Raw genomic sequence first — 18185 nt, forward strand, 5'->3', positions numbered from 1 at the left:
CTGGAAATAAAAAAAAGAAATATGAATTGTATTCTCATCAATTTAAGAAGCCTTCTTTTTTCATAGATTCTATCAACTGGGATCTAAGACCATCCGTTGCTTTTACTAAGGGCAATCTCACTCTGCCATCACAAATTCCTCTTATTTCGCAAACCATTTTTATACCTACTGGATTAGACTCCACATACAACAAAGTATCAAAATCAAGGAAACGTTCTTGGATTTTTGAAGCTTTTTTGAAATCACCATCCAAGGCAGCGTGTGTCATTTCAGCGAATTCTTTGGGAAATCCATTGGCAATAACAGAAATAACGCCTCTATAACCCAAACTTATTTGAGGTGTAACCAGATTATCATCGCCTGAAACCAACAAAAACTCTGATGGAAGTTTCTTTGAGAGCTCAAGGGCGATTTCCATGCTGCATGAAGCATCTTTCAATCCTATGATGTTGGGATATTTACTTAGCTCCATTATGGTACTCACTTGCATAGAAGTAACCGTTCTTCCTGGTACATTGTACAAAATAACAGGAAGTGGTGATGCATCTGCAATGGCTTTAAAATGGGCAATAATGCCTGCCTGAGAGGGTTTTACGTAATATGGACAAACCGACAAAATAGCATCAACGCCACTCAAATCTGTATTTTTAAGTTTATAAATAACCTCAGCGGTATTGTTAGAACCAATGCCGTAAACTATCGGAAGTTTTTTTGAATTATTCTTCTTTACGAAGTCTAAAATGGCCAATTTTTCTTCATTTGTAGTGGTGGCTGACTCTCCAGTTGTACCATTCACCACGAAATAATCTGTACCATTTTCAGAATTATAGTCAATTAGCTTTTTTAATCCTGCAAAATCTACTGTATTGTCTTCATTAAATGGGGTTATCAAAGCCACCCCTACTCCCTTAAGGCGATGTTCCATCTATTATATTTTTTTACAAAAATAAGGATTTTTTTAAAACGATGGGGAAGAATACTGTTTATGCTTCTCAAATATTCGATATTATTGAAACATTTAAATATATTTGTTGAGTCGCGAATATATTGTGCGAAAACCCAAAATCACAAAATGCCTGAGCCACTAAAAATCCTGATTGTTGAAGACCATAAAATTTTGTGCGAAAGTTTAGCCCTTTTGGTTGGAACCATTGATGGTGTAGAAGTAATAGGCAAAACTGCCAATGGAAGAGATGCATTGTTGTTTTTAGAAAAACAGATTCCTGACCTCATCATGACCGATATTGGAATGCCGATCATGAACGGCATAGAACTAACCCTAAAAGTAAGAGCCTTATATCCGGCTATTAAAATGTTGGTATTATCGGTATCTGAAGAAGGTGAAACCATAAAAGATGCCTTGCGAGCTGGAGCCATGGGTTATATTTTTAAAAGTGCCGAAAAAGAAGAATTAGAAGCTGCGATTTTTAATTTGGCAAAAGGGAAACGCTACTACAATGACCTTGCGATGGACAAATTGGCCGAAATCCAGAATGAAGAAATGGCCAACGAACTACCCAAAGTTGAACTTTCTCAAAGAGAAATTGAGGTTTTGAAACTCATTGTTGCTGAAATGTCGGGCACAGAGATAGCAGAAAAACTTTTTATTAGCCCAAGTACAGTAGAAACACACAGGAAGCATTTGTTTCAAAAAATTGGTGTAAATTCTTCAGTAGGACTTGTGAAATTTGCCATAAAGTTTGGAATTATTTGAAAATCCTCAAATTTGGGGATTGATGAAAGCATAAATACGTATGAATTTTACATAAAAAAAATAACACCATGATCAATGACACTGTCTATTTAAGGTTCAAAGGAGAGGTTTACCATAGCCCAAATGAAGATTTCATATCCATTTTTTTGGAAAACACCAAACCATTTTTAAAACCAAAGGAGTACAAAATTCCAAAAAGTGCTGTTTTGTTTTATGTTCCGGGCAAAAAATCAACTGATGATGAAATACTTATTTCCCTTTCAGATGAGGATTATAAAGCATTAAAAATGCCTAAATTTAAAAAATTTAGAGTGGGGTCGAAAGGTACTGAAAATATACCCCCAAGATCTCCATCGGTTCCTCCAAAAATTGAATTCCTTTTAGAAGGATTCGTAACCACCAGATAATTGATATTTCAAACAGGAAAAGTAATGACAATTTCTGTTCCTGTTTGATTTTCCGATTTAATCTCCAGATTGCCATCTAGAGCTTTTACCCGAGTATTCATATTTTTCAATCCAAAACCACCAGAGTTTTCACTACTGATACCTATGCCATTGTCTTTTACAGTTAGTTGAATCGAATTATTTAGAAGTTGAATCGAAATATCCGCAATAGAGGCTTTTGAATGTTTCAAAATGTTATTTATGATCTCTAAAATAAGGCTATAAATGTTAATTTCAAATTTTGTATCAAGCCTTTTTTTGACCAAATCGTAAAAATTAAATTGAATTTGATTGGTCGTATTTAGCTTTTTGACAAGGTTTTGAATAGTCGCTTGTAGACCAATTCTCTCTAGTTCTTCGGGCATTATATTATGCGATATATTCCTAACTTCTGTGTAAGCATTATTCATCATGTCTTTTAGGCCTAAATAGATTTCTTTCTCCTTTTCTGAATAATTTTTAGTATTTATAGCCCCAAAACTCATTTTTATGGCTGAAAGTAAACTGCTCAGATTGTCATGTAACTCAACTGCAACTCTTTTACGTTCAATGGTTTGACCTTTAAACAATGCCTGACTTATTTCTTCATTTTTTCGAATTAAAACCTCATTTGCATTTTCTAATTCCGCCGTTCTTTCCCTTACTTTGGTATCTAAAACTGCATTTAGCTTTCTTAATTTAGATCTATTGTAAAACAAAAATCCGCCAATTAAAAGCATTACTCCAACCAGAAGAGTTAACAAAGTCCTATTTTTTTGGAGTGAAAGGTTTTGGTTTTCTTTTTTTACCAAATCAAAATTTTTACTCAATATTTCAGTCTCCTTTTGAGAAAGGTCGTATTCATATTGCAGGGATTTTATTCGCTTATCTACTTCTTCTTGCGAAGAGAGTTCTTTTTGATAAGTATAATCCTCAAAAGCTATCAATGCCTCTTTGTGCTTGTTAAGTGCCTGTAAGTTTTTGTATTTCCAAAATAAACTATTGATAAGGAATTCATTAGATCCGCCTTCTTGGCTCAATGCAAAAGCTTTATTTCCATATGCTAAGGACTTTTCGTATTGTTTTTGTCTGAAATAATGCGAGGCCAAATCAACATACACGCTACTTAAAGAGTTGGTGGCTTTTTCCTTTGTATGCATTTTTATGCTTTCTTCAAACAAAGGCAAGGCTTCTTTGAATCTCTTTTGCAAACTCAAAGCCTGAGCTAGATTATGCAATGCAATGGCATTTGAATGAAAATCTTGTAGTTCTTTAGCAACAACAATTGTTTTTTCATAAAACAGCTCAGCCATTTTATAATCACCTCTTTCAATGGATAAATTACCCAAGGCATTCAGGGTGGCCAATTGTTCATATTGGTCTTGATATTTAAGAGCTAATTCGTAAGCAGAATTGAGTAGTGCTTTTGCCCTATCATATTTTTTCAAGTCATAATAGGAGGTTCCCAAAACTCTATAAATGTAAATGGTGAGTTGAGGTTTTTTGAGCTTGTTGGCAAGAATTAATGCCTTGTAATTGAGGTCTATAGCCTTATATACCAACCCTTTCTGTTGATAGGCGAATGCCAATTGATTCATTAATTGAACCTCGCTTTCTGCCCAATTTCTCCTTTTAGCAATTTCAATTGATTTTTGAATAAAATAAATAGCAGAATCAATATTTACTTTAAAATAATAGTCAACAAAATAGGTAGAATTTACGGTAAAAAAGGTTGTATCGTTTTTTGCTATTTCCTTCAAATTGCTTCTTAAGCTATCAATGCTTTTTTTTGATTGAGAAAAAAGCTGGCTATTTAATATCAAGCCAATCAAGAAAAGGAATACCTTTTTTTTCACTTTTCAAATTGTTAATTATTAACTCCCTTGCATCGATATCCCTAAATTCAAGGATACTAAATCCCTATTAAGCAGGATTTTCTACGATTTAAAGCTTCTGCAATTTTGTAATATTATTTCGATAACAAAACAAAATCTTTTTAAATCATGAAAACAATAAGAATCTTTGGCTTATTAATTCTTATTTCTGCTTACTCTTTTGGGCAAAACCCTACAGTTCTTCAAACCAATAAAAACATTTTGAAAGCAGGCAGTATTGCAGCTGGCTCTACTGAAAAAATCAAACTAGAAGACATCGACGAATGGCTTTGCCCCAATCGACTCGAACGTGGCGACAGAGAATTTGGTGGCAATGGGCCAAAAGTAAAATCTGAAGTAAAACTTCGATTGGCCAACAATGGAACCGAAATATGGGCAGATATCACTTTTTCGGCTGTGGAAACGGTCCAAGACTTCAGCACAACTTCGGGAAAATGGTCAAAAAAAGTGTTTGATGTACCCTACGGCAAGAAAATCACAGCTATAAATTCTGATATGGCCTCAAGAACTCAATTTATTAGCCCAGCTGCAGGATTTCAGTTTTTATTGCCAGGTGAAGACGTTGCCAATGCATTCCATACTTTTCTAGACGGCGTAGATATCGAAAAAAAGATATTTGAGATGCATGGCATCAAACGAGAAGACAGAGCTGCTCTAAAAAACCTGATCAATACTGCCATAAATCATGGAAATACTGTAATAAAGGTTCCTGCTACCGAAGGTACCCTGGTAAAATCCTTCCATATCGTCGGCGATACTGGCGGCGATGACATCAGCCATGACGATAATTGCAATGACGACACCCGAATCGTGAAAATTGAGTTTTTCCCAGTGACAGTAACATATCAAAACAAATAATCTTAAATATTATTATCATGAAAAAAATTATTTATTCTTTCATTTTTCTTTCATTTTCTGCATCTGTTTTTGCCCAACAAAGTAATGATGCAACATCTACCGTTTCACCAAATACAAATGTAGAATCGATATCCGAAACTAAAATTTCTACACAAAGGGAAATAGGAGCAAAAAGTGTGGCCGTAACAAATTTTTCAGCATTTCACGAAATAGCAGGAGCTGAAAATAGTAATTCAAAAGTGCATTTGTTAATCAAGGAAACCTCTAATGCTTATCCAAGAATTAGAATGATTGGTTCAGCCTCTACCCCCGAAAATGATAGATTTTGGGACATCAGAGGTGATGTATACGAACCTACCATTACTGATGATTTTATGTTTTTCAAATACGGAAATGTTACTTATCCATCCATGTCTTTAAACCCCAATGGAAAAGTAGGAATAGGTATTTTAACTGAAACAAAAAATCTTCATGTGCATGAAAATAATACAGCTACTGTAGCCAGTGTAAAATTAACAACAGCGTCTACTGGTGCTGCGGATACAGACGGTTTGGAATTACAAATATTGGGAAATAATGATGTCTTACATGCCAATGCTGCTAGGGTGATGAACAGAGAAAATACCCAGCTCTTTCTAGGTGCAAATAATACTCCTGTGGTAAACATTACACCAACTGGCAATGTGGGCATTAATAGCTTATTTGGAGGTGCTCCCACAGCGAGGTTTCAGATATTCCATGATACAGAGGGCGGTTTTGTAAAACCTCATATTAATCTAATAACTGCGGTAGATGCCAACAACGGAATGATAAAAATGACCAACATAACCGCAAGCCGATATTTTGGACAATATTTCAACCTCAACAGCGGTACTGCGGCCAACAATTTTCTATCTTTTGACTACAATGGAACAACTCCAATTCTAGATTTAAAAGGAAATGGAAACGTCAATCATGCAGGATTTACAAAACTCGGTAGCGATGCCCCGAGTATAAAAGTGAAAAAATATACTGGCAATACAGCTTCTGTAGATGGAGGAACAATTGAAATATTGCATGGCCTTGGAAATGATAAAATTGTTTCAATGGATTTAATGGTAAATTATTCAGGAGTTGCCTACATAGAGGAAGATTATGTCGCAGCTGCTGGGTATGAATGTAACTTATTTGTCGGATTAGGAACCATAAATTTTTTACAACCAGTTATTAAAATTACAAATAAGGCAGGAAATAGTGCCAATGTTCTTAATAAACCATACAAATTGATTGTCACCTACGAAGAATAAATCAATACCCATGGAAACCATAAAATACATAGAAAACTGCCCACTAGTTCATGTGGGCAGCCGCAAATACCTTGCACCTTCTGAGATTTTACATTTGGAATCAGACATTAATTATACCCAAATACTTTTAGCAAATGGCAAGAAAATATTGAGTTCGACTACGCTCAAAATCATTGAAAACAGGTTAAGCCCTTTCAAGAATTTTGTAAGAATAAACCGGCAGAGTGTTGTCAATCTCGATTTGGTAGAAAAAATAGAAAATCAAACGCTGTTTTTACCAGGTAAAAAAAAGATAATATTCTCTAGAAGAAGGGAGAAAGCTTGGCGAAATCGCTGAATTACGAGATAAGCTTAAGTAAAAAATAAAATTCTTTAACATTTTGGCTCATTCAAATTTGATGTTCTTCTCAAATCAGATTATTTCGCCATACAAAATCAATGAGTTCTGCGGTGGTTTTGGTTCCTGTTTTTTTTCTGAGGTTCCGTTTGTGGTTTTCTACTGTGTGATAAGATATACATAGGTTTTCAGCTATTTGTGGCGAATTCAGCCCCCTTACCATGAGTTGAAGGATTTCTAATTCTCTTTTTGAGATAATAGGTAAGTTGAGTGAAATCAAATTTTTATTATCCACCTGACTTGCAAAAATTATATTTTCATTGTTGGAAGAATCCATCATAGTAAGCATCTTAGAAAAAGACTTCTGCAGATGCGAAAAGTCAGTAATTAAAATAAATGTACTCAAAACTTTGCCTTCCTCATCATACATTTTTCGGGGAAATTGAATCAAAACCCAGCGGTAGCAATTATTACAATCTAACATTCGAATATAGATGTTGATTTGAATCATTTCAACTTTTTCCTTAGGTGTATTTTGAGTCACTTCCATGCTAAGAGCAAAAGAAGCAACGGCAAATTCCCGATCTTCTGGATGCATATTTCGAAGCCAGAAGGTAAAATCTTGATTTAACCATTCCGAATGAGCAAAGGGCGTCATTTGGAAAATATTTGGACTACAAGCACCAACTTTCATTTCAGATTGATCTGGAATCAGCCAAAAATGAGGTCCAATGGCATATTTTTTTGCAATATCAATATCATTTTCAAAAAAGTCAAGACATTGACTTTCAGTAAGTTTAAGATTTCTAGTTGCTAAATTTTTAAACTCTGAAACACTGACAGGTTTTAAGTCCATAAATTAAAATGGAATATTCTTTGGGTATTTAATGGATATAAAAATACTAAAAAAATGACAGATATCTGTCATTTCATGCCAAAATTCAAAATCCGAACTTTGGGAGTTTATTGGATGAAAATCTAAAAAAACAAAATATCCTCAAAATTAAGGATGCGGAATACCCAAATTTTAGGATTTTAAACCATTCAATAAAATAAAATCTTTGTGTTTTATTTTTTTTACCCAAAAAACTCATGAAAAACTTCGTCAAAATTCTAATTTTCAGCCTTTTCGCTATCTCTTCCAATGCACAACTTGCCATCGAGATTGACTCCAAAAGTGTGAAGCTACCGAGGTATGCAGATTTGGCGGCTATTCAAGCCGCTATTCCTACTGCTCAACAGGGCATGATGGTTTATAATGTTGGCACTGCATCTAATTGGTATTATAATGGTACGGCTTGGACGAATATTTTGGGGAATGTTATTGCACCTTTAAATTTGATTTACTCAACCACTCCAGCAGTTAGCATAGGTCTTGATCAGACCATTTCAGGAGAAAGAATAGTGGGTGGCGACCCTTTTAATCCAACCCTTAGTGCAGCTTATGGTGTAAAAGGATCAGTAAGTGGAGTTGGATATCAAGGAGCAGGAGTATATGGAATAGGGTCGAGTCAAAACTATGGAGTAAGTGGTTATTCTCAATACAGGTCTGGAGTTTATGGTTCTTCTGAAAATAACATCGGTGTCGAAGGTATATCATCATCGGGGGTAGGTGGCTATTTCGTGGCAGGTAATGGACTTACTGTACCCCCAAACGACGCAGCTTTAGTTGCTTTCTCTTCCCTTAATAGTTACAAAGCAGTTTATGGTCTAATGAAAGGTTTGGGCCGAGGTGGGGTTTTTGAAATCGATAATGTTGGAAGTTCTAATCCCGCATTGGAAGGTATAACAAATGGAGCAGGAAATGGAGTTAGGGGAATATCTTATAATGGAGTTGCGGGCTTATTTAGTAGTTCTAATTATTACGTTTTGGGAGGAAATTCCTCGTTAATTGGGCATAGTAGTAAAGATGGTTTTAAGTCAATCTATGGAATTTCAGAGGGAAGCAACGGACAAGCTGGTGTTTTTGAAATTCAAAATAGTTCAAATTCTAATGCTGCCTTGGAAAGCTCTACTAATGGCACTGGAAAAGCTGCCTATTTTCACGGTATCAATGCCCTTGAAACTAATGGAAGTATAAAATTTGGAGGAGCTGGCGTAGGTACAATTGCAGCTGGGAAAGTTTTAACTTCTGATGCTGTTGGTAATGCAACTTGGCAAGGAATTCCTGCTGTTACTGGACCTCTAACATTAACCTCTACCACCACCACTATGTCTTCAACAGCGACAGGTACTGTGGGAAACGCAAGTAATTTTAGTATTTCAAATGTCTCAAATCCTTCAAATGGTATCTCTGTATCTACGTCAGGCACAGGTAAAGCAATATTTGCAACTAATAATTCTAGTATAAACCCCACAATTAATGTAGTAAATAATACTAATTTGGGCAATGCCCTTGATATTTCAGGCGGAATTAAGGTTTCGGGTACAAACAAAGCAGCTTTTAAGATTGTATCTACGGGAGGTCCTTTAACAAATATTTTTTTAAATCAACTAATAATACCTAATACATCACTTGCAAACCATATCGATGACATAGTAATGATAACCCATAATTACGGAGGAAGTTCAACCAATAATTTCGTAAAACCATGTGGTGTTTATTGGGAACCTGGTACTTCAACTTGGAGAATTTATGTTGAAGACGGAACAGCAATGCCACTAGGAATTACTTTTAATGTATTAGTGATCAAACAATAAACAATTGAAAATTTTATAGCTTACATGAAAAAACTAATATCTATCACCATATTAATGTCTTTCTCAGTATTCGGCATCAGATGCAAAAAATCAGGAAAAGACATAATTCCAGAAGAAAAAAGCATCACCATTGGGCAAAATCGTCTCTATGAACCCGACCAAGGCACGGTTTCTAATGTCGTAAAACAAGCCAATACAGCCGAAGTGCCTTTGGAAACCATGACGAAAAGTTTTGAAAGTTTCGACAAAGCCACTGGGCAAATGACCTTTAAAAGTGACGCCAGTGAGCTAAAATCCTTAAAAACTGGCTCAGTGGTTTTGTTTACTGGACATTCGCTCAAAAAAATCAGCAATGTGACAGAGTCGGGTGGTAAAGTTGTAGTAAAAACCTCCGCCGCCAAGTTTGTAGATTATTACAAATCGGCTAAAATTGCCTATAAAACCAATTTTCAATGGAATGCTTCTACCTTGGCAAGTTCTAGAATACAAGTAAATGGTGATCCGAATGCCCGAGTAAGACATATTGAAGGAACAAATGAATGGTCTTATAAAGGAAAAATAGGCAATTGGGAAATGGAATTGAAATTGGCACCTGAAACGTCAGGAGAAAATCGAAAACTCGCTATACAGCTCAACGGTAAAAGGGGCAATCTTGGAGGAGTTGAGTTTAAGGGTTTCATTTCCAATTTTGAGATAGAAAATAATATTTCAGTAGAAAATAGCCGGGTTACCAACTATTCCGAAACACATACGGGTGCAAATGGTGAAATAGAAGCCAAATACGCGTTTTTGTCACTCGCAAACGAAGATGCAGTATTCGAACTACCTATTGATTTTTTTCGAACTATGATTGTGCATGGCGTTATTCCGGTCACCTATCGATTAAGATGCGTATTTAAAGTTTATCCACAAGTTTCAGCCAATAGCTCTTCTCAAGCCAATTTAAAATTAACTTATTCAGGTACAAATGGCTTCAATTATCAAAATAATGGTCTTACCCCACGAGCTACCATGACTAATTTTAACCCATCAATAATAGGAGATACTGGCTCAGCCTCTACGGGTATTGTGGGTGTAGGTGTAGGTCTAGAATTCCCGAGATTCGAAATCGGTATATTTGATACCGTGGTGGTGCCATATATGTTAATGAATACCAGCATTGTAAATTATTTTGAAAGTGGCCTTCCTTTTATGCCTGGGCCATGCAATCGTACTAGACTTACATTTAAAGGCGTGGCAGGATTGGAAATGAGTTTCTTAGGTGCAAACTTTAAACAAGAAATGACACTTTTTGAAAAAATGCAGGAGTACAAAACAGAGGGTTCTAGATGTCCCACTTCTACTATTCCATTTGTTGAAAATGCTTTTTTGTTACCAAAGAGTTTGTAATAAGCTTTGTTAATTGTTGTATGAAATCAAAAACGCTTTTAAAAATTCTATTGAAGACCGCTTATTAAAATGTTTAAAAAAAGCATTGAAATAATAGAAATAATAATTTGATTTGAAGAAAAAACTATGAAAATAATTCGTAAATTAATCATTGTAAATTGTTTATATTTAAGTGTTTCGGCACAAATTACCCTTGTAAAAGACATTAACCCAAATGCCTTTTCTTCCAATCTCAATGGACAATACAATCGTCTTGTAAAAATGGGCAACCATGTTTATTTTGGTGCCTTAGAAAATAACAAAAGCGGGCTATTTAAAACTGACGGCACTACAGTGGGAACTGTGAGAGTAACGGATTCAAATGAGAATATTTTTGTAAAAGAACCAACAAGTTCTGGCACTTTTATAGGCTGGAGTGGTCCAAATCCTTTTGGAGCAGGTGAATATCCTTGGTCAAGTAATGGTATCACTTCTGGAACCGCAGGCTACAATACCTTTGTGCAAACACTTTATCCCTTTAACGGTGAGATATTTTATGCGGGATCTACATTTGATGAAGGATTTGAACTTTGGAAAATAAATACTTCAGGAATAGCGGAAATGGTAAAAAATATACCAGGAGTAGGAGTTAACAACACCATTTCACCTTCAAAATTTGTTGCTCATTCTGATGGATTCTTGTATTTTTTAGGTTGGGCAAATAATGCCCCTTGTGCTCTTTGGAAAACCGATGGAACCACCGCGGGCACTTCAAAAGTAAAAGACATGCCTTATTGTACGCAATTATTTTCAGCAGGTTCTAATCTTTTTATTTTTGGACCAAATTCAGGCTCATATACTGGTAATTATAAACTTTGGGTTTCAGACGGCACGAATGCTGGGACAGTGGTTATCAAAGATTTTAATCCAGCTGGTTTTCCGGTTTCAAGCAATTATTACACTTTTAATAATCACTTGTTTTTTAGTTTGGACGATGAAATAAACGGAACTGAACTTTGGGTTTCTGATGGTACAACACTTGGTACACAAATGGTCCAAAACTTAAATCCCGGGGTAGCCTCAAGCTTTGCAACGCCACTTGGTCATGCGGGCAATTTTATGTATTTGGCTGCAAATAATGGGCTTAATGGACCAGCCTTGTATAAAGTGGCTGCCGATCCAATAAATATCATTGGAGGTATTGGTCAATATGAAATAACATTTGTAAAAGACATCAACTCCATAAGTGACGCCACCAGTTATTTTGACAAAGGCATAGAATTTCAGGGCAAATTTTATTTTCCAGCAGGCGATGGGGTTACAGGTATGGAACTTTGGAGAACTGACGGAACAGCAACAGGAACGGAACTTTTAGGCGACATAAACCCAACTGATGGCTCATACCCTAGTCGTTTTTGTGTTTTAAATAATAAATTGCTTTTTGTAGCCTATACTTTTGATTTGGATCATGAACTGTACAAATACGAAGACCCTACATTTGTTCCTTGTGCAAATACCGGCTCATTTCAAGGTAATGCATCTGATAATCTATACGAAGCCAACAGTTCAATTCAATCCATTCATATCATACCAGCTTTGGCAGGATTTACAATTTATAAAGCACAGGCTATAACACTAAATCCGGGATTCAGAACGGAACCAGGAGCCAAGTTTATGACAATTACCGCTGGATGTAACTAAAAAAGCAGCATTTCTTTACTGAGATGCCGCTTTTAATGGAAATATCAAATCATTAATCTTTATAAACCAAACAAACCGCATGAGCTTCTAAACCTTCTTTTTTACCTACGAATCCCATGGTTTCAGAAGTAGTAGCTTTTATGGAAACATCGTCGGGTTCGATATTTAAACATTCGGCAATGGCGATTTTCATTTCAGGAATAAATTTCCCAATTTTTGGTTCCTCTAAAATCAATGTACTGTCTATATTGCCTACTTTATATCCTTTATCCGCTATCATTTCATTGACTTTTCTTAGGAATACCTTGCTGTCCATTCCTCGCCATTGCGGATCAGTGTTCTTAAAGTGCTTGCCAATATCACCCAAAGACAAAGCTCCTAACAGTGCATCACAAATGGCATGAAGCAATACATCGGCATCAGAATGTCCCATAGAACCCACAGAATGAGGTATTTTGATTCCTCCTAAACTCAACTCATATCCTTCTGCCAACTGATGCACATCGTAGCCATGCCCTATTCTGAATTTCATATTTTCTTAATTTAACCGTCATGACCCCATTTGACAAAGTGCAATTTTAACTTCGACCAAATGTCCTTCCGTCGTTTCTTTTTATTTTTTTATCGTAAAATTAGGCATAAATTTACACCAAATTAATGTATTTGATGATTCAATTCCAACATTTCGAACTCAATAACGGCCTAAAAGTTTACGTTCACGAAGATCCAACTAGCCCAATTGCCGCATTTAATATTTGTTATAATGTAGGCTCTAGAGACGAAAATCCAGACAAAACTGGTTTCGCACACTTATTTGAGCATTTGATGTTTGGTGGCTCAAAAAATATTCCTTCTTATGACGAACCACTTCAAAGAGTTGGAGGGGAAAACAATGCTTTTACCTCACCCGACATCACCAATTATTATATAACCTTGCCTGTCGATAATCTTGAAACCGCCTTTTGGTTGGAATCGGATCGTATGTTGGGACTTTCATTTGACCCAAAAGTATTGGAAGTACAAAGAAGCGTAGTAATTGAAGAATTTAAACAACGTTATCTGAATCAACCCTATGGAGATATTTGGCTAAAGCTCAGACCTTTGGCTTACCAAGTACACCCCTATCAATGGGCAACGATTGGAAAAGACATTAGCCATATTGAAAACGCAACAATGCAGGACGTCAAGGATTTTTTCTATTCACATTATTTACCCAACAATGCCACCTTGGTGGTGGCTGGAAAAGTAACCGTCGCTCAAATTGAAAAATTAACACAAAAGTGGTTTGGAGATATTTCTAACAGGGAAATAGCTAAAAGAAGTTTACCCATGGAACCCAAACAAACACAAGCTAGACGTCTAGAAACTTCTGCAAAAGTCCCTTTAAATGCGATTTATAAGACTTTTCATACATCTGGAAGATACCATGAAGATTTTTATGCCATCGATTTGCTTGGGGATGTTTTGGGAAGAGGAAAATCGGCACGTCTACATCAAAAATTAGTAAAAGAGGCTAAATTATTCAACAATATTTCGGCTTATTGTACAGGTTCCCTCGACCCAGGCCTTTTTGTAGTTAGTGGCAACCTAAATCAAGGAGTGGATATAAAAACTGCGGAAGACGCCCTCACTGAGGAATTAGAAAACATTAAAAAGGCTAACATTACAGAAATCGAACTTGAAAAAGTCAAAAATCAAGCCTTGGCAACTACTGCTTTTGGTGAGGTGGAATTGTTAAACAGAGCTATGAACATCGCATTTGCGGCAAACGCTGGTAATGTAGATTGGTGTAATCAAGACAAAACAAAAATTGAAGAAGTTACGGCAGAAATGATGCACAAGCAGGCCATTGAAGTATTGAGCGAGGACAATTGCAGTACATTAATATACGCAGCAGAATGAGCGTTTTAGTGTTGGAGATTATTGAATCATAAATAAGAAAGCAATTTTCCAAACGAATTTATTCTTATACCTCCGAAATAGGAAGTACTAATCGAGAAAAGCATATTTAAATGCCATGCTCAATTTCATCTCTGAGTTTTACAAGTTGGATACTTACCCTATTTAAAATGAGAATTATATAAAACAAAGATTTAATTCTAGAACATTGTTTTTTCATAAAGCCACAACTTTGTGTTGCTATTAAATTTTAATTTTAATAAAACACAGTATATGTTTAAATATCAATCCATCAGTATTTATGGTTTAATGATCATTTTGGCGGGCATTTCTTTGCTAATAAAATCAGGGACGAATATTGAAGTACACGCCACTTTAGTTTCCGTTTTTATATTATTGAGTGTGATAGTTGCAGGTTGGGTGGCTTTAAAAACGACAGCAAATAAAGTACAGAGTCGTTATCATACCCTACACGCCATTGGCTTACTTTTTTATGCAATCCTACTTTTTTTTTACAAAAATTCAATCTCAAAATTCTCAGACATTACTGCCTTGTTTTTTATATTTTATGGTTTTTCTGAAATTTTGTTTTGCTTCTGGCTATTCAACTTACAAGCTAAAATCAAGGTTTCTCAATTAATCATCCGACTTTCAATGGGTTTGGTGTTTTTTCTAAGCTCCTTGCTCATGATTGGGTTGAGACATCCATATCAATTAATGGAGTTAATTAGTGCAGGAATAATTTTCATCATTATTGGTATTCAAGTTATCCTTACAGCTCCAATTGTAACCAGATTAAATGCCATATAAAGATGGAATTTTTAATTTTAAATAGTATTAATATACCAAAAGCATAGATATTTCTTTGAAATCAATGGTTTTGGCACATAAAAATTGCCACTTAATAAAAAGTCTAAAGCGTTTATTGCTAAAAATGACTAACTTAGGTTCATAAAACAAACCCTAAAATTTATGAATACAAAAAATTTCTTTACGCTGGAGGCTATTAATTGTGTGTTATTCGGCATTATTCTCTTTTTTTTCCCAGATTTCATTGGACAAGAATACCTAACGAATCCAGATTTGATAAACGAGGCCTCAAAGATTGTCGCTAAAGGTTATGGTTCACTTCTTTTGGCTATGGCTATTGCATTTTGGCTTTCTAGAAAATCGGGGCCATCTATTGCTAGGCACGCGATGGTAGTTTTAGCCACTTTCTCCAACATTTTCTTGATAATTATTCATTCCATGGCCATTTTGGGAGGCGTAGAAACTGCAATTGCCTGGGGAACAGTAGTTATGTCGTTAATTTTAGCCATTTGGGGATTGACATTAATTCCTAAAGAAAAAGATATCACTGTATAAAAAAAATATAGACTTAAATTCCTCATTTTCAGCAACCTGAAAATGAGGATTTTTTTTTAAGAGAAATGGCTCTTTGCTTTTATCACTCTACCATTGCCCGGAGCGGTAGTTACAGAAAATACAAAACCTGGATTCACAGCATAAGCACCATACTCTCCATTTTTGTTTAAGGCTATTAAACCTACTTGGAAATCTCTGGCTTTTTTAGGGTTAATTTTCACCAATCTTTCAACTGCCATTTTACAAGCTGCTTCGGGCGACTTGCCTTGCCTCATAAATTCTACCACCATGGCCGCACCAGCTATTCTAATTACTTCCTCACCTTGGCCAGAACCTGTGCACGCACCTACTTCGTTGTCGACATACAGACCCGCTCCGATTATGGGCGAATCTCCAACTCTACCCCGCATTTTAAAACCCATACCCGAGGTTGTACACGCTCCTGATAGGTTTCCTGAATGGTCTAAGGCCAACAAAGCCATGGTGTCGTGGTTAAATTCCCCGTTTTCCAACATTTGTGGAGCAAATGGACCTTTGCCTTTTTGCATGGCTTTGTTTTGCTCCAATTCTATATTCTTAACAGGTTTATATTCAGATTTTTGAAGCCAATTTTTGTAGGCATTCTCAGCATCTTTTGAGAGTTTGTCTTCTTCCACTTTAAAGCCTTTTTCTATAGCAAACTGCCGAGCACCCTCACCAACCAAAAGTACATGAGGCGTATCTTCCATCACTTTTCTAGCCACAGAAATTGGATGCTTTATGTTTTCCATAAATGCCACACCTCCACAATTCATTTTTTCGTCCATTATGCACGCATCAAGTGTCACTTTCCCTTCTCGGTCAGGATTACCACCCAAACCTACACAACAGTTTATGGCATCTTCAATATTGTTTGCACCTTTCTCAACGGCATCCAAGGCTCTGCCTGTTGGATTTTTTAGGATTTCCATCGCTGCTTCGTTGACCGGAATTCCACTGTCCCAAGTTGAAATTACGATGGGCTTTTTTATAGCTTTTGTTTGCCCAAAAGCATTGGTTAATGATAAAAAAGGCAAAGAAAATAAGCCTTTTGTTAAAAATCCTCTTCTGTTTGTCATGAAATTATACTTTTATTTTTCCGATAGTTCTTCTATTCTTTCCTTCTGATTTGGTCAATTCATCACCTATATCTTGCCTAGCTTCCTCAGCTAAATGTGTCAATCTTTTTACAACCTCTGGATTTTCGGCTATAACATTATATCTTTCGCCTGGGTCTCGCCTTAAGTCGTACAATCCACCCTCAAAAGCGAAGTTTTCATTTGCACCACCCGGCATTCCGTCTTTCCCAGCAGAAAAACCTACATAAATACGGCCAGGATGTGGAAATACTAACTTCCAGTTTTCATCTCTTACGGCCTCTAAATTATTTCTTCTGTAATAATATAAAAACGTAGTTCGTGGATTGACCGTTGTATTTCCAGCTAAAACACTTAGTAGACTAACGCCATCAATACGCCTTTTGGGCATTTTTGCACCTGTAGCTTCTACAATAGTAGGTAAAATATCCAATCCAGCCGAGAGATTATTTGCAATCATACCTGCCGGAATTTTACCTTTCCATGTCATTAGGCAAGGTACACGTTGTCCGCCCTCAAAACTTGTCCCCTTTCCTTCTCTTAGACCACCAGCACTACCTGCGTGATTGCCGTAGTTGAGCCAAGGTCCATTATCGCTGGTGACAATGAGTAGTGTATTCTCCTCCAATTTGAGTTTTTTTATTGTTTCTCTTATCTGCCCGATGCTCCAGTCCAATTCCATCATCACATCGCCATAAAGCCCTTGTTTGGATTTACCCTTAAATTTATCAGAGACCGCCAAGGGGACATGCGGCATAGGATGAGCCAAGTAAACAAAGAAGGGTTTATCTTTTTTTCTCTTAATAAAATCAATGGTTTTTTCAGTAAAACTGGTCGTGAATTGGCTTTGGTCTGGGTTTGTTTGGATGGTCTTTTCACCCTCAATTAAAGGCAACTCTGGGTAATAATTCTTTGTAACGGGATGATTGGGCCACATATCATGCGAATATGGAATACCATAAAACTCATCAAATCCATGCTTAGTGGGCAAAAATTCAGGCAAATGCCCCAAATGCCATTTACCAAAGGCGGCCGTTGAATATCCTTCGGCCTTTAGCAATTCGGCAATCGTCTCTTCCTCTGAATTCAAGCCAATTTTTGCGGTATGATCAAAGGCTCCACTGAATCCAAGCCTGTTGGGGTAACAACCTGTTAATAATCCAGCTCTAGAAGCGGTACAAACAGCCTGTGGAGAGTAAAATTGAGAAAAATAGATACCATCATGAGCCATTTTATCAAAATTTGGAGTCAGATAGCCTTGAGCCCCATTTCTGCTTATGTCACCAAAACCCATATCATCCAAGTAAACCAATACTACGTTTGGCCTTGAGACTGGTTTGTCTTTTAGAACAAAGGAAAAGAAAAAAATAGGTAAAGAAACTGCAATTATTTTTTTCAGCATTAAAGAGAAATAGTTGATTTAATTAATGTCTGCATTTGATTTTTCTTCACGAAAATAATAAAATATTTTATTAAATATGATTTTCCATAACCTAAATACTTTGTGATCTTTTTAAAATAC

Annotated in this window: 17 protein-coding genes; 11 read left to right on the plus strand and 6 right to left on the minus strand. The window is 36.1% G+C overall.

Annotation, left to right across the window (positions count from 1 at the left end; all coding sequences use genetic code 11):
* Window positions 1-37: 37 nt before the first annotated feature.
* On the minus strand, window positions 38-925 hold the full coding sequence (dapA, locus tag EGI24_RS09375; protein ID WP_255048120.1) for a 4-hydroxy-tetrahydrodipicolinate synthase: 888 nt from the start codon (window positions 923-925) through the stop codon (window positions 38-40).
* A gap of 147 nt (window positions 926-1072) precedes the next feature.
* On the opposite strand from dapA, the gene EGI24_RS09380 reads away from it, so the two are divergent.
* Together EGI24_RS09380 and EGI24_RS09385 are read left to right on the plus strand one after the other, a co-directional pair.
* Complete coding sequence (locus EGI24_RS09380; protein ID WP_255048121.1) at window positions 1073-1714, plus strand: response regulator transcription factor; 642 nt, start codon at window positions 1073-1075, stop codon at window positions 1712-1714.
* Window positions 1715-1782: 68 nt separating this feature from the next.
* The gene (locus EGI24_RS09385) at window positions 1783-2121 is read left to right on the plus strand and encodes a hypothetical protein (protein ID WP_255048122.1); all 339 of its coding nucleotides are present in this window, start codon (window positions 1783-1785) and stop codon (window positions 2119-2121) included.
* A gap of 8 nt (window positions 2122-2129) precedes the next feature.
* Here EGI24_RS09385 and EGI24_RS09390 read toward each other — a convergent pair whose 3' ends face one another.
* Entirely contained in the window at window positions 2130-3995 is a 1866-nt protein-coding gene (locus EGI24_RS09390; protein ID WP_255048123.1) for a sensor histidine kinase, read from the minus strand.
* A 147-nt stretch (window positions 3996-4142) separates the two neighbouring features.
* Between EGI24_RS09390 and EGI24_RS09395 the strand changes: the two genes are divergently transcribed.
* Genes EGI24_RS09395 through EGI24_RS09405 form a run of 3 tightly spaced genes read left to right on the plus strand, consistent with a single transcriptional unit; the run spans window position 4143 to window position 6515 of the window.
* Window positions 4143-4892: a hypothetical protein gene (locus tag EGI24_RS09395; protein ID WP_255048124.1), complete on the plus strand. Its 750-nt coding sequence runs from the start codon at window positions 4143-4145 to the stop codon at window positions 4890-4892.
* A gap of 17 nt (window positions 4893-4909) precedes the next feature.
* Window positions 4910-6178, plus strand: a complete 1269-nt coding sequence (locus EGI24_RS09400; protein WP_255048125.1) for a hypothetical protein — start codon at window positions 4910-4912, stop codon at window positions 6176-6178.
* 10 nt (window positions 6179-6188) lie between these two features.
* The gene (locus tag EGI24_RS09405; protein ID WP_255048126.1) at window positions 6189-6515 is read left to right on the plus strand and encodes a LytTR family DNA-binding domain-containing protein; all 327 of its coding nucleotides are present in this window, start codon (window positions 6189-6191) and stop codon (window positions 6513-6515) included.
* Window positions 6516-6585: 70 nt separating this feature from the next.
* Here the strand turns inward: EGI24_RS09405 and EGI24_RS09410 are convergent, their stop codons facing one another.
* The gene (locus EGI24_RS09410) at window positions 6586-7371 is read right to left on the minus strand and encodes a LuxR C-terminal-related transcriptional regulator (protein WP_255048127.1); all 786 of its coding nucleotides are present in this window, start codon (window positions 7369-7371) and stop codon (window positions 6586-6588) included.
* Between the two features lie 236 nt (window positions 7372-7607).
* Between EGI24_RS09410 and EGI24_RS09415 the strand changes: the two genes are divergently transcribed.
* The 3 genes from EGI24_RS09415 (at window position 7608) to EGI24_RS09425 (ending at window position 12284) form a co-directional block, all read left to right on the plus strand.
* The gene (locus EGI24_RS09415) at window positions 7608-9215 is read left to right on the plus strand and encodes a hypothetical protein (RefSeq protein WP_255048128.1); all 1608 of its coding nucleotides are present in this window, start codon (window positions 7608-7610) and stop codon (window positions 9213-9215) included.
* Between the two features lie 24 nt (window positions 9216-9239).
* A complete protein-coding gene (locus tag EGI24_RS09420; protein WP_255048129.1) occupies window positions 9240-10604 on the plus strand; it encodes a hypothetical protein in 1365 nt (454 codons plus the stop codon).
* Window positions 10605-10730: 126 nt separating this feature from the next.
* Window positions 10731-12284, plus strand: a complete 1554-nt coding sequence (locus EGI24_RS09425) for a 3-coathanger stack domain-containing protein (protein ID WP_255048130.1) — start codon at window positions 10731-10733, stop codon at window positions 12282-12284.
* Window positions 12285-12336: 52 nt separating this feature from the next.
* On the opposite strand, the gene ispF is transcribed toward EGI24_RS09425, so the two are convergent.
* A complete protein-coding gene (gene ispF / locus EGI24_RS09430) occupies window positions 12337-12816 on the minus strand; it encodes a 2-C-methyl-D-erythritol 2,4-cyclodiphosphate synthase (protein ID WP_255048131.1) in 480 nt (159 codons plus the stop codon).
* 134 nt (window positions 12817-12950) lie between these two features.
* On the opposite strand from ispF, the gene EGI24_RS09435 reads away from it, so the two are divergent.
* The 3 genes from EGI24_RS09435 (at window position 12951) to EGI24_RS09445 (ending at window position 15548) form a co-directional block, all read left to right on the plus strand.
* On the plus strand, window positions 12951-14186 hold the full coding sequence (locus EGI24_RS09435; protein ID WP_255048132.1) for a pitrilysin family protein: 1236 nt from the start codon (window positions 12951-12953) through the stop codon (window positions 14184-14186).
* A gap of 270 nt (window positions 14187-14456) precedes the next feature.
* The gene (locus tag EGI24_RS09440; RefSeq protein WP_255048133.1) at window positions 14457-14993 is read left to right on the plus strand and encodes a hypothetical protein; all 537 of its coding nucleotides are present in this window, start codon (window positions 14457-14459) and stop codon (window positions 14991-14993) included.
* A gap of 162 nt (window positions 14994-15155) precedes the next feature.
* The gene (locus EGI24_RS09445) at window positions 15156-15548 is read left to right on the plus strand and encodes a hypothetical protein (protein ID WP_255048134.1); all 393 of its coding nucleotides are present in this window, start codon (window positions 15156-15158) and stop codon (window positions 15546-15548) included.
* A 56-nt stretch (window positions 15549-15604) separates the two neighbouring features.
* On the opposite strand, the gene EGI24_RS09450 is transcribed toward EGI24_RS09445, so the two are convergent.
* Window positions 15605-16645, minus strand: a complete 1041-nt coding sequence (locus EGI24_RS09450; protein ID WP_255048135.1) for a N(4)-(beta-N-acetylglucosaminyl)-L-asparaginase — start codon at window positions 16643-16645, stop codon at window positions 15605-15607.
* 4 nt (window positions 16646-16649) lie between these two features.
* On the minus strand, window positions 16650-18065 hold the full coding sequence (locus EGI24_RS09455) for a sulfatase (protein ID WP_255048136.1): 1416 nt from the start codon (window positions 18063-18065) through the stop codon (window positions 16650-16652).
* Between the last annotated feature and the right edge of the window lie 120 nt (window positions 18066-18185).

Source organism: Lacihabitans sp. CS3-21 (assembly GCF_024343675.1).
Lineage (GTDB): Bacteria > Bacteroidota > Bacteroidia > Cytophagales > Spirosomataceae > Leadbetterella.

Excerpts from the sequence above, each read along its gene's own strand:
- dapA (WP_255048120.1), bottom strand. The coding sequence starts at position 925 with ATGGAACATCGCCTTAAGGGAGTAGGGGTGGCTTTGATAACCCCATTT.
- EGI24_RS09380 (WP_255048121.1), top strand. The coding sequence starts at position 1,073 with ATGCCTGAGCCACTAAAAATCCTGATTGTTGAAGACCATAAAATTTTG.
- EGI24_RS09385 (WP_255048122.1), top strand. The coding sequence starts at position 1,783 with ATGATCAATGACACTGTCTATTTAAGGTTCAAAGGAGAGGTTTACCAT.
- EGI24_RS09395 (WP_255048124.1), top strand. The coding sequence starts at position 4,143 with ATGAAAACAATAAGAATCTTTGGCTTATTAATTCTTATTTCTGCTTAC.
- EGI24_RS09400 (WP_255048125.1), top strand. The coding sequence starts at position 4,910 with ATGAAAAAAATTATTTATTCTTTCATTTTTCTTTCATTTTCTGCATCT.
- EGI24_RS09405 (WP_255048126.1), top strand. The coding sequence starts at position 6,189 with ATGGAAACCATAAAATACATAGAAAACTGCCCACTAGTTCATGTGGGC.
- EGI24_RS09410 (WP_255048127.1), bottom strand. The coding sequence starts at position 7,371 with ATGGACTTAAAACCTGTCAGTGTTTCAGAGTTTAAAAATTTAGCAACT.
- EGI24_RS09415 (WP_255048128.1), top strand. The coding sequence starts at position 7,608 with ATGAAAAACTTCGTCAAAATTCTAATTTTCAGCCTTTTCGCTATCTCT.
- EGI24_RS09420 (WP_255048129.1), top strand. The coding sequence starts at position 9,240 with ATGAAAAAACTAATATCTATCACCATATTAATGTCTTTCTCAGTATTC.
- EGI24_RS09425 (WP_255048130.1), top strand. The coding sequence starts at position 10,731 with ATGAAAATAATTCGTAAATTAATCATTGTAAATTGTTTATATTTAAGT.
- ispF (WP_255048131.1), bottom strand. The coding sequence starts at position 12,816 with ATGAAATTCAGAATAGGGCATGGCTACGATGTGCATCAGTTGGCAGAA.
- EGI24_RS09435 (WP_255048132.1), top strand. The coding sequence starts at position 12,951 with ATGATTCAATTCCAACATTTCGAACTCAATAACGGCCTAAAAGTTTAC.
- EGI24_RS09440 (WP_255048133.1), top strand. The coding sequence starts at position 14,457 with ATGTTTAAATATCAATCCATCAGTATTTATGGTTTAATGATCATTTTG.
- EGI24_RS09445 (WP_255048134.1), top strand. The coding sequence starts at position 15,156 with ATGAATACAAAAAATTTCTTTACGCTGGAGGCTATTAATTGTGTGTTA.
- EGI24_RS09450 (WP_255048135.1), bottom strand. The coding sequence starts at position 16,645 with ATGACAAACAGAAGAGGATTTTTAACAAAAGGCTTATTTTCTTTGCCT.
- EGI24_RS09455 (WP_255048136.1), bottom strand. The coding sequence starts at position 18,065 with ATGCTGAAAAAAATAATTGCAGTTTCTTTACCTATTTTTTTCTTTTCC.